Below are 25,382 nucleotides of genomic sequence, written 5' to 3'. Positions count from 1 at the left end.
ACCCATGATCCAACTGAGTCATCTCGACCGCACGTACAAAGCCGGGCACAGTGAGCTGTTCGTGCTGCGCAACATCAATCTGACGATTGAGCTCGGCGAGTTCGTCACGATCATGGGGCCATCCGGCGCGGGCAAATCCACGCTGCTGAACGTGCTCGCCATGCTGGACGATCAGTGGCGCGGAGAGTTTCTGTTTGAGGACGCGGCGGTGCATACAATGAACCGCAAACAGCGTGCGGAGCTTGCGCGGCGGCGCATCGGTATGGTCTTCCAGAGCTATCACCTGCTGGAAGATCTCACAGTGGCGGAGAACATTGATCTTCCGCTGTCGTACAAGGACATGCATCGCGCCGAGCGGCAAGCGTTGGTGGCGGATACGCTGGACCGCTTCAGCATCGTAGGCAAGAAGGATCTCTATCCATCGCAGCTATCCGGCGGCCAGCAACAGCTTGTGGGCATTGCGCGTGCGGTGATCCACAAGCCGGCGTTGCTGGTAGCGGATGAGCCCACAGGCAATCTCCACTCCGCGCAGGCCGCGGAGATCATGGATCTGTTCAAGCAGTTGAACCGGGAGGGTACGACGGTGATCCAGGTCACACATTCCGACCTCAATGCCACGTATGGATCACGCACTCTCGAGCTTCGCGATGGATGGCTGACTCGCGATACCGCACACCCCGATCTGCAGCGCAGCCAGAATGGAACCCAGGCCCGATGAACTTTGAACGCACGTCTTCCTCGCTTCTTTTGAGCGCACTCTTGCTCACCCAGACCTCTGCCCTTGTGGCCCAGCAGGCGGCGCAGGTCTTGCCTGCCGCTCCGACGGTGTCGCTGGATATTCCTCACTCGCATAATCCCATCGAGACGTATCGCGCCGCGCATGTGCCTGCACCGGATCTGGCGAACTCCGCGCGCATCGATACGCTGGTTCACGATGGCGTGCTGGAGTTATCCCTGCGCGATGCGATTGCGCTGGCGCTCGAGAACAATCTTGATCTTGCGATTGCACGCTACAACATCCCCATCGCCAAGGCCGACGTACTGCGCACCAAGGCCGGCGGAACGTTCCTCGGAGTCAATACGGGTGTGGTGCAGAATACGCCCGGCGGAGGCTTCGGCGGCTTCGGATCAGGCTCCAACGGCGCAGGCGCTGGAGGAACCTCAGGCGGCGCGGGCGGCGCGGGTGCGGGCGCTTCCGGATTGGTGCAATCCACGCTGGGTACAGGCTCGTTGGTGTCTTCCTATGACCCCAACGTCTCCGGCACCATCAGCTATCAGAACAGCACGACGCCGCTTTCCAGCGAGGTCATCTACGGTGTGCCCACGCTGCACCAGGGCGACTTCTCCGGCACCGTCAACTACACGCAGGCGTTTGCAACCGGCACCAGCATCGCCGTTGGATTCAACTCAGATCGCTTGACCTCAAACAGTCCGTTCACCTCGCTTACGCCTGAGCTCGATGGCTCATTCCAGGCACTAGTCCGGCAGCATCTTCTGTCGGGCTTTGGGCTCGGACCCAACCTGCGCTACCTTCGCATCGCGCGAAACAACCAGAAGATCTCCGATCAGGCTTTCGAGTTGCAGGTAGTCTCCACCGTCACGCAGATCGCGAACATCTACTGGGACCTGGTAGCCGCATATGAAGACGAGCAGGTGAAGTCGCATTCGCTGGACTTTGCCAGGCAGACGCTCGACAAAGGCCACAAACAGCTTGACCTGCAGGCCATCCCTGCGCTCGATGTGCTGAAGGATGAGGCTGAAGTCGCCAACCGCGAACAGGATCTGACGATCGCGCGCTCGCAACTACAGTTTCAATCGCTGCTGATCAAGAATGCGCTGACAAAAAACCTGGACGACCCGATTCTGGAGGCGATGCCGGTCCGACCCACCGATCTTGCCACCGTAGACCTGAAGGCCGCACCTGCACCCGCCGCTGCGACGGACGACCTGGTAGAGCAGGCACTCAACCGCCGCATTGAGATCAACGAATCGAACATCGATCTGCAGAACCGCAAGATCAGCCGCGACGCGCTGCGCAACTCGCTGCTGCCGCAGGTGGACCTGGTGGGATACTACGGCGGCACAGGACTGGGCGGTGTCGATAATCCCTTGACTAACACGCCATCTACCGCGCCCGGCGGCTACGGTGGCACCTTTAAGAACACGTTCAACAACTCTGCGCCGAACTACTACGTCGGGGTCAATGTGAACGTGCCGATACGCAACCGTGTGGCCAAGTCAGACCAGGTCCGGTCTGAACTTGAGTCTCGCCAGGCCGAGGTGCGCCTACAGCAGCAGCGCAAGCAGATCCGCATTGAGGTCCGCAACGCACAGTACTCGCTGGATCAAAGTCTTGCGCGTGTCACCTCTGCGATGAAGGCTCGCGATCTTTCCGAGCGGCTGTTTACCATCTCCGGCAAGGAGCAGGAACTCGGCGCAGGCTCCGCATTGCAGACGCTTGCGGCACGCCGTGACCTGGCGACGGCCGAGTCCGCACTGGTGGCGGCGCTCACCGCATACCAGAAGGCCAAGGTAGAGTTGGATCGTGCGACGGGGCAGACGCTCACGGCGAACACGATTTCGATAGAATCAGCAAGGAGCGGCACGCAACCTGCCTCAACCACCACGAAACCCTGATTGTGACCATACCCTCAAAGCCCAACCCGCGCTGCCGTCTTCTGATCGCCGACGACCAGCCTCACATCCTCGACGCGCTCGACCTGCTGCTGCGCCCCGAGGGCTATGAGTTGGTCACCGCGCAGACGCCGGCAGAGGCCTTGCTGCGCCTCGCTGAGTCTGAGTTCGATGGTCTGCTGATCGACTTGAACTACACGCGCGATACGACCTCCGGACAGGAAGGGCTGGACCTGATCGCCGCCATCCGGCAGAGCGAGGCGCACCTGCCGGTGATCGTCATGACCGCCTGGGCCAACGTCGATCTGGCAGTGGAAGCGATGCGCCGCGGCGCGAGCGACTTCGTGCAAAAGCCGTGGGATAACCAGCGCCTGCTGAGCGTCGTCCGCACTCAGACTGAGTTCTTTCAGCTGCAACGCCGTGCCCAGAGGCTTGAAGCGGAGAACAGCCTGCTGCGCGCGGAGGGCGCGCCCAACTTCATCGCCACCGCGGCCGCCATGCACCCAGTGGTCGAGTTGATGGCTCGTATCGGCCCCTCGGACGCAAACGTTCTGATTACCGGCGAGCATGGCACAGGCAAAGAGGTGGTGGCGCAGACGCTGCATCGCCTGTCCCATCGTGCCAGCCAATCCCTGATCGCAGTCAACACCGGTGCGCTCTCCGATGGCACCTTCGAGTCCGAGCTATTCGGACACGTCAAAGGCGCATTCACGGACGCGCGCGCCGACCGCATCGGCCGCTTTGAACTGGCGTCCGGCGGCACATTATTTCTGGATGAGATTGCCAACATCCCTACCCGCCAGCAGGCCAAGCTGCTGCGCGTGCTGGAGACCGGCGAGCTGGAGCGCGTGGGCTCCTCCACGACGCGCAAGGTGGACGTACGCATGCTCTCCGCCACCAACGCCGACCTGCATGCGGCCGCAATCGACGGCTCGTTCCGCGAAGACCTGCTCTTTCGCCTGAACACCGTCGAGATTCGTCTGCCTTCGTTGCGGGAGCGCCGTGAGGATATCCCGTTGCTTGCCGCACACTTTCTCAACCGCTATGCCGCGCGCTATCGACGCCAACTCTCCGGCTTTGAGCCCGCCGCGTTGAACGTCATGCTGAACTATGGCTGGCCGGGCAACGTGCGTGAGTTGGATCACATGATGGAGCGTGCCGTCCTCATGGCGCGGGGGACGCAGCTCAGCGTATCGGATCTCGGCATTCAGGCTCATGCGGTGCGCTCTTCCCTGCAGACCCTGGACGATCTAAGCCTGGAGACGGTGGAAGCCCTGCTGATCCGCAAGGCGCTCACCCGCACCAACGGCAACGTCAGCCACGCCGCGGAGGCGCTGGGCCTCAGCCGCGGAGCGCTCTATCGCCGCATGGAAAAGTACAATCTATAGCCGTGCCCACGCCCGAGCCAATCCGACTTCCACTGGCCAGTAACAGTCCGCGATTTCCGTTTGAGCGCAGGCTTCGCCTCTGGTTAGGCGGTCTCGCCCTGCCCATGCTGGCCTTTGCCGGTCTCTGGACGTACACCCTGGACCCGTCTCCGGTCATGGTTGGCGTGGTCGTTCTCACACTGGGTACGGTCTGGGGTCTGGCCATCTCCGTCTTCTTCAACCAGCTGGTGCGGCCCTTGCAAACACTCGCGAACGTCGTCTCCGCTCTCCGCGAGGACGACTACAGCTTCCGCGCTCGCGGTGCCCTGCGCAACGACGCCCTCGGCGACCTGGCGCTCGAGATCAACGCACTGGCCGCCACCTTGCAGCAGCAGCGTTCCGCGGCGCTCGATGCCCTCACCCTGGTCGAACGCGTCCTCTCTTCCATGCAGTCGCCAGTGCTCGCCTTCGACGAAGCAGGCACCTTGAAGCTGCTCAATGCCGCAGCTCGCAGCGCGTTTGCGATCACGGAGCGGAACCCCATCGGACGAACCGCCCTCGAACTCAACCTGGAGTCGCTGCTCGATATCCCCGACCAGGGCCTTTACCCACCCGCCGATCCATCCGGCAACATCAACTTCGTCCAGGGCGCCGTTCGCTGGTCGGTTCGGCGTGCGGTCTTCCGCCTTCATGGCCTCCCCAATACTCTCTTTGTACTCTCGGATGTTGGCGCGGTGTTGCGTGAGGAAGAGCGCACAGCATGGCAGCGGCTCATCCGCGTGTTGAGCCATGAAATCAACAACTCACTGACCCCCATCCAGTCGATCGCAGGCAGCCTGAGGCATCGCATGATGCGATCCGATGCCGCTGCCGTCGACCCCGCCGACCTCCTGCGCGGCCTGGGCGTGATTGAAGACCGCTCCGCATCATTGAACCGGTTCCTCCAGGCGTATCAACGTCTCACCCGCCTGCCCGCGCCTACGCTGCAGAGAGCAGATCTCGCGCAACTCATCGTCCAGGTTGTACATCTGGAGACCAGGCTCAAGCCGCACGTTGAACCCGGTCCCGCAGTTCATCTGTTGTGCGACCCCGATCAGATCCAGCAGGCCCTCATCAACCTCCTGCAGAACGCCGCCGACGCAGCCCTCAGCCAGGACTCGGCTGCACGTCCTGACGCGTCCCCCGCAGTGCAGATCACCTGGACTGTCCACCAGGAGCAGCTCTCCATCTTCATTGAAGACAACGGCCCCGGCATCACCAATCCCGGCAACCTCTTTGTGCCCTTCTACACCACCAAGGCCAAAGGCACGGGCATCGGCCTGGTTCTAGCACAGCAGATCGCCACCGCTCATCACGGCTCCGTGACCTTGCACTCCGCGCGCAGCGGGACCGGCTGCGTGGCGCAGTTGAACCTTCCCCTCTGATACAAGCTCCTTGGTAGACTGGCAGCATCATGATGAACTCTTCCCGGGCTCACCGCGGCCTTCGTCTTCAGCTCCTGACCTGCACCTCGACTGCAATCCTCAGCCTGGTTCCGATATGGGCGCAGAGCCTGCCCGGCAACCTTCCGTCCCCTGCATTCGTGCAGGGCTTCGACAAGCTCTATAAGACCCGGGGCTTCCGTGCCCGTACGCCAGCAGAGAGTCGTTGGCTGGATGGCGGAGAACGATACACGGTGCTTGAGACTCCAGCCCCGGACGCCAAATCGCTTGAGCTGGTCGCCTATGAGACCGCCACCGGCAAACGCAGCGTGCTCGTCACAGAGAAGCAACTCACGCCAGAGGGGGCCACCGCGCCGATTCAGGTAGAGGACTACGCCTGGTCCGCGGACAAGCAGTCGCTTCTCTTCTTCACGAACTCCAAAAAGGTCTGGCGGCAGAACACGCGCGGCGACTACTGGGTCCTCAACCTGCAGGGCAGCAAGCTGACCAAACTTGGCGGCACCGCCGCGCCCAGTACGCTCATGTTCACGCAGTTCTCACCGGACGCCCGCTCCGTGGGTTACGTCCGTGAGAACAACATCTACGTCCAGGACCTTGCAACTGGAACCATCCGCCAGCTCACCACCGATGGATCAGCCGACATCATCAACGGCACATCAGACTGGGTGAACGAAGAAGAACTCGATATCCGCGAGGCCTTCCGCTGGAGCCCGGACTCGCGCTCCATCGCATACTGGCAGTTCGATCAATCCGGCGTGAGTGACTACACACTCATCAACGACACGGCCGCCAACTATCCGCAGCTCTTCCACTACAAGTATCCGCTGGTCGGTACGACGAACGCCTCCGTGCGTGCGGGCGTAGTCTCTGTGGACGGCGGAGCCACACACTGGATGAAGCTGCCCGGAGACTACCGCAACCACTACATCCCACGGCTGGACTGGGCCGACAACTCGCAGCAAGTCGCCGTCGAGTACCTCAATCGTCAGCAGAACGACGACCTCATCTTCCTGGCCGACGCCGCAACCGGCGAAGCGAAGCCCCTCTTCGAAGATAAGGACGACGCATACCTGGACGTCGACATGTCCGCCAAGATCATGAGCCACTTCGTCTGGCTGCCCGCCTCACACGCAAACACAAAGGAAAAGCCGGACCTCTTATGGCTCAGTGAGCGCGATGGCTGGCGGCACGCCTACCGTGTCTCCCGCCAGACCGGAAAGCTGGAGCTCCTGACGAACTTTCCCGCCGACGTCATCGAGCCCGTCTCGGTCGATGAGCAGCACGGCTTCTTCTACTTCACTGCCTCACCCTCAGATCCCATCCGTGCGTATCTGTACCGCTCCCGTCTGGACGGCAAGGGAGTCCCGGAGCGCGTAACCCCAGCAGCGGACGCAGGCACCAATCATTACGACATCTCGGAGAATGGCACTTACGCCATCCACATGCGGCAGAGCTCCACGGTAGCTCCGCGCTTTGACCTGGTGCGCCTGCCGGAACATATGGTGGTTCGCACGCTGGAAGAGAACGCGGATCTCGCCGCCAAGGTCAAGGACACTATGTCCGCGCCAAAAGAGTTCTCAGAGACAGATATCGGCGGTGGCGTCACGCTCAGCACCTACATGATCAAGCCGCTCAACTTCGATCCGTCAAAGAAGTATCCGGTACTGGTCCAGATCTACGGCGAGCCCGCCGGCACCACCGTGGACGATACCTGGGATCAGTTCAGCGCGCTCTTCCTGCAGCTCATCGCACGCGATGGCTACATCGTCCTCAGCTTTGACAACCAGGGCACACCCGCACCCCGCGGACGTGCATGGCGCAAGGCTGGTTACGGAGCCATCGGTGTGCTCTCCACGCAGCAGCAGGCAGACGCTATCCGTTCGTTTGCCAAGACGCACCCGTTCGTCGATACCTCCCGCATGGCCATGTGGGGCTGGAGCGGCGGCGGCACCAACACGCTCAACATGATGTTCCGCAACCCCGGCCTGTACAGCACCGGCATCTCCGTCGCCCCGGTCCCGGACCAGACCCGCTACGACACCATCTACCAGGAGCGCTACATGGGCCTTCCAACCGAGAACGCCAAGGGTTACCATGACGGCTCCGCCATCAACTTCGCCCAGGGCCTCACCGGCAACCTCCTGCTGGTCCATGGATCGGGCGATGACAACGTCCACTTCCAGGGGTCGGAGCTGCTCGTCAACAAGCTGATCCAGCTCGGCAAAAACTTTGACTTCATGGACTATCCCAACCGCACCCACGCCATCAATGAGGGTCAGGGCACCACGGTCCACGTCTACCGCCTCATCGCCCGATACCTCGAAGAGCACGTCCCCGCTGGAGCCCGCCCGCAGCAGCCCTGATCCCTCACCGCGTCAGTCTTGACTGCCGCCGGCCCGCAGAACAGCCTTCACCTTTCAGGTGTAGGCTATCTCTGAAGATTGGCCGGCGGCTGCAAGCAACGGGCATCAGGCAAAGGGAAGAACGACACCACATGGCACAGTACGTACTTTCGCTCGACCAGGGAACGACCAGCTCCCGCGCAATGCTCTTCGATCACGATGGCAAGATCGCAGGCATGGCCCAGCATGAGTTTGCACAGCACTTCCCCAAAACGGGCTGGGTCGAGCACGACCCCATGGACATCCTGACGACGCAATTGAGTGCCGCAGTAGAGGTCCTGGCACGCGCCCACGTCCGTCCCCGTGACGTCGTCGCCCTGGGCATCGCAAACCAGCGCGAGACCACCATCGTCTGGGAGCGGGAGAGCGGCAAGCCCGTCTATAACGCCATCGTCTGGCAGGACCGCAGGACAGCGGACTTCTGCGCGAAGCTCCATGACGAAGGTCATGAAGAGACCTTCCGCAACAAGACCGGCCTGCTCATCGACCCCTACTTCTCCAGCACCAAGATCTCCTGGATCTTGGACAACGTAGACGGTGCACGCGCGCTCGCAGAACAGGGCAAGCTCGCCTTCGGAACCGTGGATAGCTGGCTCATCTGGAACCTCACCAGCGGCAAGCGCCACATCACGGACCGCACCAACGCCTCGCGCACGCTGCTCTACAACATCGTCGAAGATAGATGGGATGCGGACCTGCTGAAGCTGCTCCGCGTCCCTGAGAGCATGATGCCGGAGGTCGTCTGGTCCAGTGAGAAAGTGGGTCGCGTCACCACCACCCTCGGTCTGGGCGACGTAGAGATCGCAGGCATCGCAGGCGATCAGCAATCAGCCCTCTTCGGTCAGCTCTGCGTGAATCCCGGCGACGCCAAGAACACCTACGGCACCGGTTGCTTCCTGCTCCAGAACATCGGTGACACCTTCACCCTCTCCAAAGAGCGGCTGATCACGACGCTCACCTGCACCACGAACAAGAAACTCCAGTACGCGCTTGAAGGCAGCGTCTTTGTTGGCGGAGCGGTCGTGCAATGGCTGCGTGACAAGATGGAGTTCTTTGAGAAGTCGCCTGACGTGGAGAAGATCGCCGCCTCCGTTGACAGCTCCAACAACGTCGTCCTCGTCCCCGCCTTCACCGGCCTCGGCGCACCGCATTGGGACCCCTACGCGGGCGGAATGATCATCGGTCTGCAACGCAGCACGGAGATCGGCCACATCGCGCGTGCGGCGCTTGAGAGCATCGCCTTCCAGGTCACGGATGTCCTCCACGCCATGCAGGCCGATACCAGCGTCGGCCTCACGACCATGCGTGCGGATGGAGGCGCAGCCGCCAACGACATGCTCATGCAATTTCAATCTGACCTCCTCGGTATCCCGGTCGAGCGGCCCGCCATCCTTGAGACCACCGCGCAGGGTGCCGCTTATCTCGCCGGCCTCGCCACCGGCTTCTGGAACGATGTAGAAGAGATCGCAAAGACACGCCCCGAAGGGCAGCTCTTCATCCCCCGGATGGACCCCGCTATAGCCAGGAAGCGTTACCTCAAATGGCAGGATGCCGTGAACCGTTCGAAGGGCTGGAACAAGGAGACCGCATGAACCGCGAAGAGATGATCGAACGCGTCAAGGCCCGCACCACCCCATGGGACATCGTCATCATCGGCGGCGGAGCAGTCGGCGCAGGCGTGGCAGTGGATGCCGCGTCGCGTGGCCTGGACGTGCTGCTCGTGGAGCGTGAAGACTTCGGCAAAGGCACCTCCAGCCGCGCGACAAAGCTGGTCCACGGCGGCGTCCGTTACCTCGAACAAGGCAACGTCTCGCTGGTCATGGAAGCCCTCAAGGAACGCGGTCTGCTCCTGCAGAACGCTCCCCATCTCGTTCACGATCTCCCCTTCGTCGTGCCCAACTACTCCTGGTGGGAGGCACCGTTCTACGGCATCGGCATGAAGATCTACGATCTCCTCGCCGGCAAGTACGGCTTCGGCAAATCGCGCGTCCTCTCGCTCGCCGAAACCCTCGAACGCCTCCCCACCATCCAGCAGGAAGGCCTGCGCGGCGGCGTCCTTTATCACGATGGCCAGTTCGACGACACCCGTCTCCTCACCCACCTCATCGTCACCGCCGTCGATCACGGCGCCACAGTCCTCAACTACGCATCCGCAGTCGAGATGCTCAAAGACTCCCAGGACTTCCTCAACGCGGTCATCATCGAAGATCGCGAATCCGGCAATCGCCACACCGTGGGCGCAAAGGTCGTCGTCAACGCCACCGGCATCTTCACGGACGATACCCGCCGCCTCGCCAACCTCGTCGCGGAGCCCATGGTCAGCCCCAGCCAGGGCATCCACCTCGTCTTCGATCGTTCCTTCCTCGCCGGCGACAGCGCCATCATGGTCCCCCACACCAGCGATGGCCGCGTCCTCTTCGCCATCCCGTGGCACGACCGCACCCTCGTCGGTACCACGGACACCCCCATCGATAAGCCTTCCTACGAGCCACACGCTCTCGAAGAAGAGATCGCCTTCGTACTCGATACAGCCGCCCAATATCTCAGCCGCCCGCCCACGCGCGAGGATGTTCTCAGCATCTACGTCGGCATCCGTCCCCTCGTCAAAGCCGCCGGCTCGGACAACAGCAAGACCTCCGCCCTCTCCCGCGATCACACCATCCAGATCGACGCCTCAGGCCTCATCACCATCGTCGGCGGCAAATGGACCACCTACCGCCACATGGCAGAGGACTGCGTCAACCACGCCATCACCCTGGGCGATCTCCCGGACACCCCCTGCGTCACCTTCAACCTGCACATCCACGGCTATGACCAGAACGCCAGCCGCCTCGGCTCCCTGGCCGTTTACGGCACAGACGCAGCCGCCATCCAGCAACTCATCGCCGCACAGCCGGAACTCGGTCAGCTTCTCCACCCGGACCTGCCTTACATCGCCGCGGAGATCGTCTGGGCTGCACGCCATGAGATGTCGCGTTCGCTTGACGACGCCCTAGCCCGCCGCACCCGCGCACTTCTGCTCAACGCCCGCGCCACCATCGCCATCGCCCCCAAAGTCGCACACCTTCTCGCCATCGAACTGAAGCGAGACGCCACATGGGAGCAAGCCCAGGTCGAGACTTTCACGAAACTAGCAACTCAGTACGTCCTTCAGCCCGCATCAGCAGCGACGGTGCAGCCATGATCCGCGGCCCCCTGCTCGGCGAGTTCATGGGCACCTTCATCATGATGCTGCTCGGCGATGGCGTCGTAGCCGGCGTCCTGCTCAAACGCACCAAAGCCGAAGGCTCCGGCTGGATGGCCATCACCACCGCCTGGGGCTTCGCAGTGCTGTGCGGCATCTTCACCGCAAACCTCTTCGGCAGTCCGGACGCGCACCTCAACCCGGCCATCACGTTGGCCTTAGCCGTCCAGACCGGAAGCTTCGCCAGGTTCCTCCCGTACCTCCTGGCGCAGGTCTCTGGGGCCTTCGTCGCAGCAGTCGTTGTGTGGCTCTTCTACCTCCCACACTGGAAGATCACAGAGGATCAGTCCGCGAAGCTCGGTGTCTTCTGCACCGCACCGGCCATCCGTTCGTATGGCTCCAACCTCTTCAGCGAAATCGTAGCCACCTTCGTCCTGGTCTTGGTCGTCGGCTCCATCAGCTCAAAGCTGGTCCTCAGCACCGGGGCAGCAGCCGGTCTCAGCCCATTCCTGGTCGGCTGCCTCGTCTGGGCTTTGGGCCTGTCGCTGGGCGCAACCACCGGCTACGCCATCAACCCCGCCCGCGACTTCGGCCCACGCCTCGCACACGCTGTCCTCCCCATAGCTGGCAAGGGCCACTCAGACTGGGCCTACTCCTGGGTCCCCGTCCTCGGCCCACTCCTTGGCGCGAGCCTCGCCGGCGGAGTCCTGCGTCTGATCGGCGCCTGACGAGACAGGGTCTAGCCCTTATCAACTACAGCTCAATCCGAGCCCCAAGCGCAACAAGTTGCTGACGGTTTTTCCGCAACCTCGTTTCAGCGGATTGCATGTCCGACAGAATCCGTTCACGACGTGTTGCCGCGTGAAAGTCATGCAACTCAATCGTCCGCAGCAGCTCCGTTTCGCGCTGCTGCAGTGCCTCCAGCGCCCTTTCATCATCAAGGATGAGCTGACGCAGCACCCGGACTTCACTCGATTCATTCATCTCAAATCCTTCAAGCAGTTCGCGGGGGCCGCCTTAGCAGCAGCGCAGCCCCGGGTCACAAACGTCCACTCACCTCTACGCGTTGGGCAAGGCATACGGCTGCGGCTTGCGAGTCTCAGTCGTCCACCGGAACGTGGTGTACTCCTCGAGATCAGACTCCCCGCCAATCCTCGTCGGATTGCCGGACTGATGCGTACCGCCAAACGGCGCACGAGCATCCTCCATCACCGTCTGATCGTTGACATGAACCATCCCCGCGTCGATTCGAGCACCAACCGCCCTGGCATGATCAAGCTCGCCAAACACTGCAGACGAAAGACCGTAGCCGGTCCCATTCGCGATCGCCAGCGCCTCATCCTCAGACTTGTACGAGACGATCGTCGCCACCGGCCCAAAGATTTCTTCCTTGAACGCAGCGCTATCCTTCGGCACATACTTCAGCACGGTCGGGCGAAAGTAGAGTCCATCACGCGTTCCGCCTTCGATCAATTCAGCGCCCGCGGCAACGGTCTCCTTCACAATTCGTTCAACGTTAGCCGCCTGCTTCTCATTGATCAGCGGCCCCAGTGCAACCTGCTCCTTCCAAGGATCGCCAACCTTCAACTCCCGTCCAAGTTCAGCGACGCGCTCCGCGTAGCGATCCACCAGCGACTCATGCACCAGGTGCAGTCCAATCGTCATACAGATCTGTCCCTGATGAAGGAACGTGCCGAAGGCTCCAGCCCGCGCCGCAAGTTCAAGATCCGCATCCGCAAGCACGATGAACGGATTCTTCCCTCCCAGTTCCAGCGAGACCCGTTTCAGCGCCGCACCGGCCGCCGCGCCAATCTTCTTGCCAACGCTCGTCGACCCCGTGAACGCGACCATCTTCACATGATCGTTCTCCGTAAGGACCGACCCCGCAGGGCCTTCGCCGGGCAGCACGTACAGCACGCCTTCAGGCAGACCCGCCTCTTCAAAGAGACGGGCAATCAGAATGCCGCCACTCACAGCCGTATTCAGGCTTGGCTTCAGCACCACGGTGTTCCCGGTCGCCAACGCCGCCGACACGCTCCGCAATCCAAGAATCAGCGGAAAGTTGAACGGCCCAATCACTCCCACAACCCCCAGCGGAACACGGTCGTAGTAGCTGATCATGTGCTCGTCCTCTGAGACGATCGTCCGCGTCGGCTTACGTCCGTAAGCGGCGGAGTTCTCAAAGTGCGCAACCGTCAATTGAACCTCAAACCCCGCCTTGAACTTCGTCGATCCCGACTCTCGCACCAGCCAGTAAACCGCCTCGTCTGTATGCTCGGCCAGAAGCTGCCCCGCACGCTTCACAATCGCCGCACGCTTCTCCGCTGGGGTAGCCGCCCAACCCGCAGCCGCTGCCGCCGCCGCATCACACGCCCGATGAACATCCTCCGCGCTCGCCACGCCGACCTTCGCCAGCACCTCACCGGTCGCCTTATCCGTCACTTCAGCCAAACCGCCGCTCCCGGTAATCCAGCCGCCAGAGAGCATCTTCCCATCCCATACAGCGGTATCCATCAAAACAGTCTTCTCTAAAAGTGCAGACATAATATTTCTCCTTTACAGTCCCATATCGTAGAGTGGGTCTCTTCCTCTGAAACGATGAAAACGCCTCGTAATAACTGCAGCTTCTACTGCCATCCGCCGCTGCATTAGCTCGCCCCGCCAACTGCGCGGTTTCAGTGGCCCTCAATATATAGATTCTTGAGACAGCAACTTTCCAATACTGTTTGCAGGAGGTTTTCATAGTTTTATGTGATGGCAGCACAAAGACCGCAACCCAAAGCCTTGCCAGACGCTATCAACCATGCGGCTCTTGATGCGTTTTACCCGAACACTGCAACCTCCCGCACCAAATCAGAGAAGGCGAGCCAAAGACGTAACCGCGCAAGTACACTCAGGAGCAGAACCCACACAGCGCTGGCAGACGCCCACCATTCGAATGCTCAAACACCATCAAGAGCCGACAACCCGGAGTTCACAGACCTAATGAGCGGACTCCACGAACTGACCTACTGGGGACTCCTCTTCGCAGTCTTCGCCCGCCAGCTCTGCCTACCCATTCCAGCGCCCCTCTTCCTCATGACCGCCGGTGCGCTGGCCGCCCACGGGCGTCTGCATCTGAGCCTCGTGCTGCTCGTCAGCGTTCTCGGCTGTCTCGCCGGCGATGGAGTCTGGTTCTGGTGCGGAAGACGTTGGGGACACCGCGTCACGAAGCTCGTCTGCCGCCTCACCAGTGACCCCGCCGGCTCCTCGCTCAGAGCCAGAAAGCTCTTTGAACGATGGGGATTCGGCTTGATCGTCGCCGCCAAATTCGTGCCCGGACTTGACGGAGTTACCCCTCCCCTGGCCGCGGCGGAAGGCACCTCCGTCAAGCAGTTCATGCTCGCCGACGCTCTCGGTGCCCTTCTCTGGTCGCTCTTCTACACCGTCCTCGGATACCTCTTCGCAGACGAGCTCCAACGAGCGGCACATCTCGCTCGCGGCTTCGGATCAATCCTCCTCGTCGTCCTCGGCGTCCCTCTCTTCGTCTAGATCGTCTGGAGAGCCTGGACCATCATCTCCATGATTCGAGAGCTCAGATTCCGCAGGATCACACCGGAACTCCTTCACCAGAAAATTCAACGCGGAGAGAAGGTAGCGGTGATCGACCTCCTGGGCTTTGAGGGGCACGACGGAGCCGAGTTAGGAATACCGGGCTCCGTCCGCATAAGCGCTGCAAGGCTCAAGAACGGGCCGTTACTTGCTGTTCCCAAAGACGTCGAAATCGTTCTCTATTGCAGCTCCCATCAACAGATCCTGAGCGCCCGCGTAGCCCTGGGGCTCAAGCGCCGCGGAGTCCGCGCGGTGTCAGTCCTTGAAGGCGGCCTGGACGCCTGGCGTCACCTCGGCTTCGAACTCTCGAACGACTTCGGCGTCCCCGAAGACATCGCCGCACGTCTCGGCATCGAGTTCCTGACAAAGCGTGTTTAAAACTCCTCGTACTCAGCCGGATCCTGATTCGCAAGCCTGCCATTCGGCCGATTCAGCGAGCCAATCTGATCCATCGCCGTTACATCCAGCTCGAAATCGAAGAGGCTAAGGTTCTCCCTCTGTCGTTCATCGCTGCTTGCCTTCGGAATCGGAATCACGCCAAGCTGATGATGCCACCGCAGGACGATCTGACCGGGAGATCGCTTGAGCTTAGCCGCGATCTTTGTCACCACTTCGTTCTTGAGCAGATCGTTCGCACGTCCCAGCGGGCTCCAGGCCTCCGTCGCGATGCCATGCGCTCGATCGTAAGCAACCTGTGTTGGCTGCGAGAAGTAAGGGTGCATCTCAATCTGGTTGACGCTGGGCAGCACATGCGTCTCCTGTTCAAGACGGTCGAGGTGCTCCGGCAGAAAGTTGCAGACGCCCACAGACCGCACCAGACCACGCTTCTTGACCTCGAGGAGCGCTTGCCACGCTTCCACATACAGGCCTTGCTTCGGATTGGGCCAATGAATGAGGTAGAGATCGAAGTACTCAAGCTGAGCCCGGAAGAGAGACTCTTCTACCGTACGTAGCGCTTCCCTATACTTCTGGTGCCGGCCCGGGAGCTTTGAAGTCACTCTAAGCTCGGAACGTGGAATACCGGCCTGGCGTATCGCCTCTCCAACAGCCCCCTCATTCTCATAATTGAAAGCAGAATCGAGCAGTCGATAGCCGTTGCGGATCGCGCCGACCATCGTCTTCACGCCCTCGTTGCCATTGAGTTGATAGGTGCCAAATCCCACCTCGGGTAACGTAAGCGCATCATTCAAAGTGCGCTCTGGAACGATAAGAGTATCCATCTAATCTCCTCAATTCTGTGGCATCAAGCCGTGAACCACGCGGCTTCTCAATGTCCGGGGAGGCTGATCCTCCCCTCGCCTTTTGATTCGCAAGAGAGCGGTCGGGATCGATACAATTCGTGTGTGGTTTACATTGAAAACTTTGATGGTCGCTTCCGTTCGTAGGAGCTGCGTGGGCGATGCGCGCCTCCGCTCCTGGAGCGATCGCACCGGCCGCTGGAACAGCTTATCTCCGGCATAGCGTCCCTTAAGTTAAGGCACAGCACCGGAAGGCTCAGTCGACTCCGGACCCGGATCGGCAAAAGTCCTTACCACACCCACAGGTCTTCAATGGACGGCGCCCCGGTCTTACCGTCGATAACATTGACCTTGATCACCATCTCAAGATTACCGCTGCTGAGTTTCTTGCCGATTCGCTTGCTCACCTGCTCCATATAGAGCGGACTCGTGGCGAACTGGGCAGCGCCCTCCGTTCCGTTTCTGCCAAGTCCCGCGAGTAAGAAGACGACATTTCCCGTTCGGGCATCGCGGAATCGTGCAATGAGCGCATAGTCGTCGGTGCTCGCGTACGGCTGGGACTTATCGCGGGTCCACTGGCGGCCGGGATGATCACGATCGACAATCCCTTCAAACGGCTCTGGCGGAAGCTGGAAGCGAAGTGTCTCCACCAGTCGCATCGTCCAGGGGTTGTTGTAGCCGCCCAGCAGAATCACCGGACGTTCCCTGAGATCACCCAGCGGCGTAGGCGCGGAGGCTTGAATCTGGTACCTGGTATTGAGCCGTTCCAGCAGACCGCCAACCCGTGCAATCGCGGAGGCCAGTTGCATCGACACAAAGGGATACTGAATGTCTTTGCCTGCGGTCATCGTGCCGGAGAAGTGATTTCCGTCAAAGACATTCCCGCCGACACAGAGCAGCGCAGTGCTCGGCTCCTGCCGGACTGGCCCCCAGAACTGATCGACAGCATTGGACGAGACGGGCCCGAACTTCCAGAGAGATGCAACGCCCAGTGAGGCGAGCAGCACGAAGATCACGATCAGCCAAAGCATCCGTGGCGAGCCGTGAGACGGCGAGATTGTAACGACGTCTGATTGCACCGTCGCGACCGTGGCCACAGCCGGCGAATTTTGCTCATCGATGAGGAGCAAACCGGTTCGACCTGGGTCAGTCTCCGGCTCGTGCTCTTTGAGGAACTCAGGAACATAACTTCCAACCGGAAGCGAGATGTGGATCCCGTGAGTGGAATCATGCTGATGGTAATAGAGTGAAAGCCGTTTGCGAACCTCACCTGCCGTATAGCGGACGACGGTATCGGCGTTGGTGTCATAGTCAACCGACCGCTGGAAGACCTCGATGCCGAGGGTGCGCTCCTTGAGCAGATGAGCCCTGCCCTCCAGCGCCCGTTCGACGATATAGCGCAGCAGCGCTGGATAGCGCTTGCTGTTTGAGAAATGAGGGCTCGCCAGGATGCAATCCAGCTCAAGGATGATTGCTCTACGGTCATGCTGTGTTTCCGGGCTCCAGGCCTCTAAGATCGTCTTCATCACACTCTTCTGAGTCGTTCGCGATGATACTGATAAGGAACGGCGCGAGCAAGGGACGTTTGTCACAAGTGAGAGGCCGCTGCTAAACTGCTGAAAGCAAATAGCTTTCCGCGACGCCCCAGAACAAACCGTAAGTCACTTGCTAATAAGCACCCTCAGCGTCGAGTGTTGGCAGGCTCGTAAGACGCGACCGATTCGAAGGCCAGAATTCAAGACCAGAGAGATCCGTCCAGCCCTTCCGGCTCGAGCGCCACACTCTTTGGAGGCAGCACCCGTGAAAGTAGATCAAGTCGTCCGCCGTCCGTTTCACCCAGCCAAGCGGGTGATGAGGGCATCACTCGCAGGAACCGCCCTCGCCCTCGCAGCATGCTCGACCCTGCCAGGTTCTTTTTCAAATGGGGGATCGGCCTATGCGCAGAACACCAATGCCACCATCCGCGGCCAGGTGCTCGATCCCTCAGGAGCGCTCGTTCCCAGCGCGACGATCCTCATCGTCAACCAGGACACCGGCGTCACAGTCTTCTCCGGCCAGAGTGACTCGTCGGGAACCTTCGTCGCGCCCCAGGTCATCCCAGGACCCTATCGCATCACGGTCAGCGCCCCGGGGCTCAAGCAGTCGGTCACGGAGAACCTCATCGCCACCGTGGCCCAGGTCACCTCAGTCAATGTCAACCTTGAGCTCGGCCAGACCACCGAGACCGTCACCGTTCAGTCCAAGGGACAGGAACTGGATCGCAGCACCTCTGACATCTCCACGCTGATCTCTCCCGCTGAAGTCCAGAACATTCCTCTTCAGGGCCGAGCCGTCGAAAATCTCCTCGCCTTTATCCCCGGCGTGGCCCACGGCGGCGCGGGCGACACCCCCAACACCTCACAGCTCTCCATCAACGGAAGCCGGACGCTGAATACTGAGGTTCTGCTCAACGGTGTCTCCACCATCATCGCCTCCACCGGATCGCCGCTCTCCCTGCCTTCTTCGGATGGGGTTGACTCCTTCCGCGCCATTACCACCAACGCTCCGGCCGAGTACGGTCGCACCTCTGGCGCCGTCATCTCCGTCAACACCATCTCCGGCACCAACACCTATCATGGCAATCTCTACTTCCTTGCCAAGAACGAGGCGTTTGACGCCAACACCTACTTCCACAAAGAGACCATCAATGCCACGACCGGCGCGATAACCCCCCGCAGCCGAGATCGCTTCTTCCAGGCCGGCGGCTCTTTCGGTGGTCCTGTCCGTATCCCGCATCTTTATAACGGTCGCGATAAAACCTTCTTCTTCGTCAACTTTGACCGCACGATTCAGCCCAGCTCAACGCTGGTAACGGCCACCGTCCCCACCGCAGCACAGCGCACCGGCAATCTCTCCAACGCACTCGCCACGACGGACGCCAACGGCAACAAGCGCACCCCGCAGACTATCTATCAGCCCAACGGCACTGCCTCCCTGCCCTTCACCAACGGTCAGGTCACCGGAATCGATCCAGCGGCCGCCAAGATTCTCGCTCTGCTTCCACTGCCAAACACCATCGGCACGTATGACCCAGCCAACAATCGCTACACCAGCAACTGGACTTCCCTCCAGAACCTCACCCAGCACACCAACAAGATCGTTGTCCGCGTCGATGAGGCCGTTACCCCGAAGGACCGTCTCAGCTTCAACGTCTATCGCTACACGACCCAGCAACCCCAGCAGGTCACCTACAACAGCAAGCTGCTGAACACCACCTGGGACTGCACCTGTAACAACGCCTGGCTGCCCTCGGTCGACTACACCCGCACCTTCACCCCCACCCTGGTGATGGACCTCAACATGGGCTTCTTCCGTAATGTGGTTCTGCGCAACCCTCCAGGAACCGGCCTTGGAGCGGCTTCGCTGCTCGGCATTGCTTCCCTGCCACTCGATCAGACCCCGGAACTCACCAATCCCGGCATCAGCAACATCGGCGCAGACACCAACACCAACCAGATCAACATCACCAACACCTTCACCCCCTTCGGCACGGTCACCAAGACGTTCGGACCTCACACGTTCCGGATCGGCGGCTCGCTCCGGAAGAACGAGTTCAACTCCTACAATCCCGCTTCGAGCCCGGAAGGCTCCATTGCGTTTGACGGTTCCATCACCAATCACGGCGCATCCGGCAACGCCAACACCGGCATCGCGGACTTCCTGCTCGGCAAAATCAAGACAGGAAGCTATGAGCAGCCTCAACCGGAGACCGGCCGTCGCAACTATAACTACGGACTCTTCTTCCAGGATGACTGGCGCGTAACCACCAGGCTCACGCTCAACCTCGGTATCCGCTATGAGTACGAGTCTCCGCTCGTGATCGCCAACAATATCTATAGCCGCATCGATCCCGCGACGGGAACCCTGCTCGTAGCTGGCCAGAACGCCTCCCGTTCTCTCAACATCGGCACACCGAAGGCAGATCTCTCCCCACGCATCGGCCTCGCCTATAGCCTTGATTCAAAGACCGTCATTCGCGCCGCCTTTGGAACCTTTTACAGCACAATCTTCCAGAACCTGGGTGGCCAGCTTGCTTATCCGGGTTTCGACAATACCATCAGCTACAACAACCTTGGAACCGCAGTCGCTCAGCCCTTCTCGCTCTCGCAGGGGCTTCCGCTCGCAGCGCCGGCTAACCTCTCAAACCCCGGGCTCGCACTCGCAAACGCCTCCGCCGCGAATCCTTACACGGTCGCAATCTCCTTCAACAACCAGCAGCACATGTCACTGGTCCAGCAATGGAACCTGGGATTCCAGCGCCAGCTTCCGCTCGCTCTGACCCTGGAGGTCAACTACGTTGGCAACCATGGACTTCACCTGCCGTACGTGGCTGGCGAGAATCAGGTTCCGCTCGCAGCGGTCCCGGCCGTAACCCTGGCCAACACCAGTCTTGCAACGCAGAATTCACTGCAGTTCCCGCAGTTCAAATCCTTCAGCACCACCAATAACATCGGCGGCTCTAACTACAACGCACTCCAGATCACCGTTCACCGCGAATTCAACAAGCGCCTCGCCGTGATCTCCAACTACAGCTACGCTAAAGCGGAAGATGATGCGAGCAGCATCTACAACTTCTCCGCGCCAAACGGCACGGCCAACTCTCAATACCCCGTGGACAATGGTGCCCGCATCAAGGACTTCACCGTAAGCAATATCGACGTGAAGCATATCTTGAACATCGGTGTGATCTACACGACGCCGGGTCCGTGGTGGCTGCGTAACTTCCATATCTCACCTGTCTTTTTCGGCCATACCGGCCTTCCCATCAACATCACTCAAAGCAACGAAATTCCCGGAGCGTCGCAGCGTCCAAATGGCAATCCGCAACTGCTGAAACTAGCTAACCCTGTTGCCAATGGCGCTGCGTTGCAATACTTCGATTCCGCAACCGACCCGAACTTCCCTCTCACCGCCTCCGGACCGGTCTACAACACGATCAACGGGGTTCGCACCCAGATCGTCGCCACCGGCTTCGGCAACGTAGGCCGCGACTCGAATCGTGCGCCAGGTGAAGTTGATTTCGACGCCTCGATCTCAAAGGATTTCAAGCTCTACAAGAGACTTGGCTTTCAGTTCCGCGTCGACGCCTTCAACGTCATCAATCACACCAACTTCGGCGCACCTAGCGGATCTCTCTCCGTAACAGAGGTGGGAACTGCGCCCACCTTCGCAACCTCATCCGGCTTCGGCAAGATCACCAGCACACAACCCAACCGCACGCTGCAACTCTCGTCCCGTCTGTACTTCTAAACTGCATAGCAATCGTCCAGAGCAAGTGAGCGACTCACGTATAAGTGAGCCGCTCACTTGCTTCAGGAACAAACGCCGAAGGGGTTCAAAACTGTGGGCCACGAAACCCCACAGCTTGAAGAATCACACAGGTGAACTAGTCGTGGCGATAGAACGGGATGTCGAGCGTCCTCAAGTAGGAATGCATGCCCGCATCCTGAATCGGCATGAAGTAGGCGTCAGCACCGGACTCATTGATGAGTTCATGCCAGTAGCCTGCAGCGAACCGCACCCATACTGGCGACACTCACGACATCCGTTTCAGGTATGAAGTTGGGACGCTCCGAGCGTGTTCTAGCGTAAAAACTGCAGATTTAGCTTAACTGTCCCATCCCAGCCGAACTCACGTATGCGGAGGCAAATCTTTGGGCAGATCTGGTGAAGCCTCTTCACCCTCATCGGCTGCCAGGCGGGTGGCTTCAGCTTGGACAGTGCGGCAGCGTCAAAGGTGGACTCGTGTTGTTGGAGATCCGGTGGCTTCCAATGACTGATAAAGGTTTGTCATTGGCCATCGCTTACCTCAAGGGGAGTAAGACGGTGACGATGAGCGGGTGGATAACTCTATAGCTGCTCTGTATGCAGCCTGACGATGGAACATGCTACAATGCCGCTGCAGCGGCACCACGACCACAATCAGAATGCGGTGATCGCAATATCATTGCCTGTCGGGCTAGACGACAAAGGCGACCTCAAGGGTCGCCGTAAGTCATTGATTTTGGTAGCGTTATCGAGGCTCGAACTCGAACTCTTCGCCTTGAGAGGGCGACGTGTTAACCAGTTACACCATAACGCCATATTGGTCTTGCGATGTCCCAGTAGGAAACCAAAGCCTCAACCACTGCAACTTCTCAAGTATAACAAACCTCGCCCAACCTGCCAACCCCACAAAAGACGATCCAATAAATCGTTCAAATACAACGACTTGCAATTATTTTTCCAAAATACACCAGCAAAATCACGTGTCAAGCCCCTGAAACTCGAAAAAATCGCGCAAGTCCATTAGATACAACACTTAGCGACGAAAAATAAATGGCGTATTCACCCCCGCCAACTTGGTAAAATAGAGGTATTAGGAAAAGCTCAGGACGAACCATAGTCGTGAGTCCTATAAAGTCTTCTAAATGAATGCTTTGCGGGGCATTCTTAATGAAATCAAGACTTTACGGCCATCGAAATCGGATGTCCAGACCTAAGTCCTTTCCCATGAAGACTTTACATGCTTTCATGGGGAGGGGGGGTACTAGATTCCGAGCTTCTTGACCTCGTCGTTATAGTACTTCCGGTAAAGAATGTCCCACTCCTGCGAGCCTTCGACGATGATCTTCCGCTGCGACGCAATCTTCAACCGCGCCCCGGCGTCCAGCTTCATCTCATCCGCCAGCAGCTTCGTCAGGATCTTCCGAGCCTCCTGCCGGATCGTATTCCGATCCTCCAGGAAGTCGCACTCCGGAATCCCAGCCAGTGAGTCGGCAACCGTATGCGCCAGCTTGTTCAGTTTATCGGCCGTAATTCTCATAGCACCGCCTTGTACTTGCGGGCCAGTTCGTTCTTGACCTTCTTGAACATCTCCGGATAACTTGCGCCAGTCTTCCGCATGTCCTCCTGAAAAGCTTCGAGGATCACCCGAACCTCATCATTGATGCGGTCTTCGAGCGCAAGCTCTTCAATCATGCTGTTCGTCACGCGCTCATTGAGAACGCCAACCTTATCAGAATGAATCATCTTCTCGGAGACGAGATGTTTCACCGTCTGGCGAGCCAGGTAACCGACATAGTCCTTGGAAAAAATCATGGGCTTAGACCCAAAGTATAGCACTCCAAAAAGAGGTAAACCCTTTGCACCCAAACCCCCACAATCTGAGACAATCAGACACGATGCCACTTGATAACCTCGTTTCCCTCAAAGATGATATGGTCGCCTTCATCGCCGGTCACGGCATGCGGCGGCTCCCCGGATACATCACAGAAGAAGTCCCCACCGTACTCTTCGAAGAAGAAAATCCAGACGGCTGGAAGGACTTCGTCGAGCACGCCAAGGCAGCCGGCTCCCCCTTCGTGACCATGAGCGAGGTCACCCTCGAAAAGTCAGACGTCGCCATCCTCCTTGAGCAGCTCAAGGAGCACATCTTCCCCATCTCCAAGTCCCGCGGTGAAGATGAAGAGGCAGACCTCGACGACGCCGAGGCCCTCATCAAGCACGTAGGCAAAACCGGCTACCTCCAGCTCGGCTTCGCCCACCAGGGCGTCATGTTCCTCTTTGAGACCAGCACCGAGTGGTACGACCGTTTCCAGGACCTCATGGAAGCCGCCACCGACCTAGGCGGCATGGTCGTAGACGACCAGGAAGACTAACTTGCCCGCACCAAAACGCTGGGTCGTGACGCCCCCCGTCTCAGCCGCAACAGCCGCTTTACGCTCCCAACTCGACTGCCCCGAGCCAATCGCATCACTCCTGGCCAGCAGAGGCATCACCGACCCAAAACCATTCCTGGACCCGTCCCTGGACGATCTCCTCGACCCCCTGACGCTCCTCGGCATGACCGCCGCCGTAGCCCGCATAGAACAAGCCGTCCGCCAGGGCGAAAAGATCCTCATCTACGGCGACTACGACGTAGACGGCACAGTAGCCACCGTCCTCCTCAAAACCGCGATAGAACGTACCGCCGCACCCGGCAAGCCCGCACAAGTCACCTATCACGTCCCTCACCGCATCCGCGAAGGCTACGGCATGCAGACCAACGTCCTCGGCCTCGCCGCCAACTCCGGCATCACCCTGGTCATCTCGGTCGACACCGGCATCCGAGCCTTCGCCGCCGCCGCCGAAGCCCGCGCCCTCGGCCTGGACCTCATCGTCACCGACCACCACCTCCCTGACGGAGCCGCCGGCATCCCCGACGCCCTCGCCGTCATCAACCCCGCCCAACCCGGGTGCCCCTACCTCAACAAAAATCTCTGCGGAGCAGCAGTAGCCTTCAAGCTCGCGCAAGCCCTCCTGCAGAACGCCGCCCAAACCCCAGACCAGCAACTCCGCCTGAAGCAGACCATCATCCCATCCTTCCTCAAGCTGGTCGCCATCGCCACCATCGCGGACTCGGTCTCGCTCACCGGCGAGAATCGCGCCATCGCCTGGCTCGGCCTCCGCGAGCTCGCCAACCCCATCCAGCCCGGCCTCCGAGCCCTCATGCAAGTCGCCAAGCTCCCCCTCGACCGCCCCCCCACCGCCACAGAAGTAGGCTTCCGCCTGGCACCAAGAATTAACGCCGCCGGCCGCATGGACGTAGCCAGCGACGTAGTCGAGCTCTTCCTCACCCGCGACTCCCACATCGCCCGAGAACTCGCGCAGAAGTTAGACGACCTCAACCAGGACCGCCGAGCCACAGAAGCCGCCGCCCTCGAAGCCATAGAGATGCAGCTCCTCACCATGACCAGCCCCGAAGGCCTCTACGCCCCGGAGGTCATCGTCCTCAGCCATCCCGAGTGGCACCGCGGCGTCCTCGGCATCCTCGCCTCCCGCGTCGTCGACCGCACCGGTCGCCCTGCCCTCGTCATGACCGAGTCCGATGGCGACGCCCACGGCTCCGGCCGTTCCATCGCCGGCTTCCACCTCCTCGACGCCCTCACCGCCATACACGACATAGACGCCACCCTCTTCACCCGCTTCGGAGGCCACGCCCACGCTGTAGGCTTCTCCCTCCCCACCACCCGGCTCCCCCTCCTCCGCGATCGAATCAAGCTCCACTCCACATCCCTGTTAATTCAGGAGATGCTCATCCCGGAGATCGTCTGTGATCTAGAGTTGATGCAAGCCGATCTCACGCCCGATCTCTGCCAATGGATTGACCGCTGCGCCCCCTTCGGCAACGCCGCCCCGGAACCTGTCTTCCTCACCCGCAACCTCATCCTCTCCGCTCCCATCCGCATCATCAAGGAGCGCCACATCTGCATCCCGCTCGTCTCGGCTACAGGCAATTCCCTCAGTGCCATGGGCTGGAGCCGTTCCAGCACCCCTGACTGGCCCACCCGCTGCGCCGCATTCGATCTCCGCCCCGGCTCCGCCATAGACGCCGTCTTCCGTCTCCGAGAGAACAAGCACCCCCAGTATGGCGGTGTTGAACTCGAGCTCATCGACCTCGCTCCAGCCCAGTCCCCACTCAATTCACCCACATACAAATAAGTCGCGTCGTCTGGCACCTTCGG

Annotated in this window: 20 protein-coding genes and 1 tRNA gene; 13 read left to right on the top strand and 8 right to left on the bottom strand. The window is 60.2% G+C overall.

Annotation, left to right across the window (positions count from 1 at the left end):
* Positions 1–4: 4 nt before the first annotated feature.
* From ACIX9_RS08330 to ACIX9_RS08295, 8 genes are all read left to right on the top strand, one after another.
* Positions 5–718: an ABC transporter ATP-binding protein gene (locus ACIX9_RS08330; protein ID WP_013580037.1), complete on the top strand. Its 714-nt coding sequence runs from the start codon at positions 5–7 to the stop codon at positions 716–718.
* Positions 715–2,637: a TolC family protein gene (locus tag ACIX9_RS08325; RefSeq protein WP_013580036.1), complete on the top strand. Its 1,923-nt coding sequence runs from the start codon at positions 715–717 to the stop codon at positions 2,635–2,637. Before ACIX9_RS08330 ends, ACIX9_RS08325 begins: the two co-directional genes overlap by 4 nt.
* A gap of 2 nt (positions 2,638–2,639) precedes the next feature.
* The gene (locus tag ACIX9_RS08320) at positions 2,640–4,022 is read left to right on the top strand and encodes a sigma-54-dependent transcriptional regulator (RefSeq protein WP_013580035.1); all 1,383 of its coding nucleotides are present in this window, start codon (positions 2,640–2,642) and stop codon (positions 4,020–4,022) included.
* 2 nt (positions 4,023–4,024) lie between these two features.
* On the top strand, positions 4,025–5,425 hold the full coding sequence (locus ACIX9_RS08315; RefSeq protein ID WP_232298824.1) for a sensor histidine kinase: 1,401 nt from the start codon (positions 4,025–4,027) through the stop codon (positions 5,423–5,425).
* Positions 5,426–5,454: 29 nt separating this feature from the next.
* Positions 5,455–7,806, top strand: a complete 2,352-nt coding sequence (locus ACIX9_RS08310; protein WP_013580033.1) for a S9 family peptidase — start codon at positions 5,455–5,457, stop codon at positions 7,804–7,806.
* 131 nt (positions 7,807–7,937) lie between these two features.
* The gene (gene glpK / locus ACIX9_RS08305) at positions 7,938–9,437 is read left to right on the top strand and encodes a glycerol kinase GlpK (protein WP_013580032.1); all 1,500 of its coding nucleotides are present in this window, start codon (positions 7,938–7,940) and stop codon (positions 9,435–9,437) included.
* Positions 9,434–11,029, top strand: coding sequence for a glycerol-3-phosphate dehydrogenase/oxidase (locus ACIX9_RS08300; RefSeq protein WP_013580031.1), 1,596 nt, complete (start codon positions 9,434–9,436; stop codon positions 11,027–11,029). Before glpK ends, ACIX9_RS08300 begins: the two co-directional genes overlap by 4 nt.
* Positions 11,026–11,757, top strand: coding sequence for an MIP/aquaporin family protein (locus ACIX9_RS08295; RefSeq protein ID WP_013580030.1), 732 nt, complete (start codon positions 11,026–11,028; stop codon positions 11,755–11,757). Before ACIX9_RS08300 ends, ACIX9_RS08295 begins: the two co-directional genes overlap by 4 nt.
* Positions 11,758–11,782: 25 nt before the next feature.
* Here ACIX9_RS08295 and ACIX9_RS08290 read toward each other — a convergent pair whose 3' ends face one another.
* Together ACIX9_RS08290 and ACIX9_RS08285 are read right to left on the bottom strand one after the other, a co-directional pair.
* Positions 11,783–12,013 carry a hypothetical protein gene (locus ACIX9_RS08290; RefSeq protein ID WP_013580029.1) on the bottom strand — a complete coding sequence of 77 codons (231 nt, stop codon included), beginning with the start codon at positions 12,011–12,013 and terminating at the stop codon, positions 11,783–11,785.
* A 75-nt stretch (positions 12,014–12,088) separates the two neighbouring features.
* Complete coding sequence (locus ACIX9_RS08285) at positions 12,089–13,573, bottom strand: aldehyde dehydrogenase family protein (protein WP_013580028.1); 1,485 nt, start codon at positions 13,571–13,573, stop codon at positions 12,089–12,091.
* 441 nt (positions 13,574–14,014) lie between these two features.
* On the opposite strand from ACIX9_RS08285, the gene ACIX9_RS08280 reads away from it, so the two are divergent.
* Complete coding sequence (locus ACIX9_RS08280) at positions 14,015–14,560, top strand: DedA family protein (RefSeq protein ID WP_041597003.1); 546 nt, start codon at positions 14,015–14,017, stop codon at positions 14,558–14,560.
* Positions 14,561–14,590: 30 nt separating this feature from the next.
* Entirely contained in the window at positions 14,591–14,998 is a 408-nt protein-coding gene (locus tag ACIX9_RS08275; protein ID WP_041597002.1) for a rhodanese-like domain-containing protein, read from the top strand.
* On the opposite strand, the gene ACIX9_RS08270 is transcribed toward ACIX9_RS08275, so the two are convergent.
* The gene (locus ACIX9_RS08270) at positions 14,995–15,840 is read right to left on the bottom strand and encodes an aldo/keto reductase (RefSeq protein ID WP_013580027.1); all 846 of its coding nucleotides are present in this window, start codon (positions 15,838–15,840) and stop codon (positions 14,995–14,997) included. The genes ACIX9_RS08275 and ACIX9_RS08270 overlap by 4 nt on opposite strands.
* A 308-nt stretch (positions 15,841–16,148) precedes the next feature.
* Positions 16,149–17,384 carry a hypothetical protein gene (locus tag ACIX9_RS08265; protein WP_013580026.1) on the bottom strand — a complete coding sequence of 412 codons (1,236 nt, stop codon included), beginning with the start codon at positions 17,382–17,384 and terminating at the stop codon, positions 16,149–16,151.
* 274 nt (positions 17,385–17,658) lie between these two features.
* Here ACIX9_RS08265 and ACIX9_RS08260 point away from each other — a divergent pair, with 274 nt between their 5' ends.
* On the top strand, positions 17,659–21,147 hold the full coding sequence (locus tag ACIX9_RS08260; protein ID WP_013580025.1) for a TonB-dependent receptor: 3,489 nt from the start codon (positions 17,659–17,661) through the stop codon (positions 21,145–21,147).
* A gap of 136 nt (positions 21,148–21,283) precedes the next feature.
* Here ACIX9_RS08260 and ACIX9_RS25685 read toward each other — a convergent pair whose 3' ends face one another.
* The 4 genes from ACIX9_RS25685 to ACIX9_RS27345 form a co-directional block, all read right to left on the bottom strand.
* Entirely contained in the window at positions 21,284–21,433 is a 150-nt protein-coding gene (locus tag ACIX9_RS25685; RefSeq protein WP_198152180.1) for a cupin domain-containing protein, read from the bottom strand.
* A gap of 469 nt (positions 21,434–21,902) precedes the next feature.
* Positions 21,903–21,979 (bottom strand) — tRNA-Glu (locus tag ACIX9_RS08255).
* A gap of 447 nt (positions 21,980–22,426) precedes the next feature.
* Complete coding sequence (locus tag ACIX9_RS27350; RefSeq protein WP_013580024.1) at positions 22,427–22,702, bottom strand: DUF507 family protein; 276 nt, start codon at positions 22,700–22,702, stop codon at positions 22,427–22,429.
* A complete protein-coding gene (locus ACIX9_RS27345) occupies positions 22,699–22,977 on the bottom strand; it encodes a DUF507 family protein (protein WP_013580023.1) in 279 nt (92 codons plus the stop codon). The genes ACIX9_RS27350 and ACIX9_RS27345 overlap by 4 nt, the downstream gene beginning before the upstream one ends.
* A gap of 83 nt (positions 22,978–23,060) precedes the next feature.
* On the opposite strand from ACIX9_RS27345, the gene ACIX9_RS08240 reads away from it, so the two are divergent.
* A complete protein-coding gene (locus ACIX9_RS08240) occupies positions 23,061–23,537 on the top strand; it encodes a hypothetical protein (protein ID WP_013580022.1) in 477 nt (158 codons plus the stop codon).
* A 1-nt stretch (position 23,538) separates the two neighbouring features.
* Positions 23,539–25,359, top strand: a complete 1,821-nt coding sequence (recJ, locus tag ACIX9_RS08235; RefSeq protein WP_013580021.1) for a single-stranded-DNA-specific exonuclease RecJ — start codon at positions 23,539–23,541, stop codon at positions 25,357–25,359.
* Positions 25,360–25,382: the final 23 nt, after the last annotated feature.

The sequence above is a fragment of the Granulicella tundricola MP5ACTX9 genome, from assembly GCF_000178975.2.
Taxonomy (GTDB): Bacteria; Acidobacteriota; Terriglobia; order Terriglobales; family Acidobacteriaceae; genus Edaphobacter; species Edaphobacter tundricola.
Note: the sequence above shows the minus strand (reverse complement) of the source record. Positions and strands in the feature narration are given on the sequence as shown.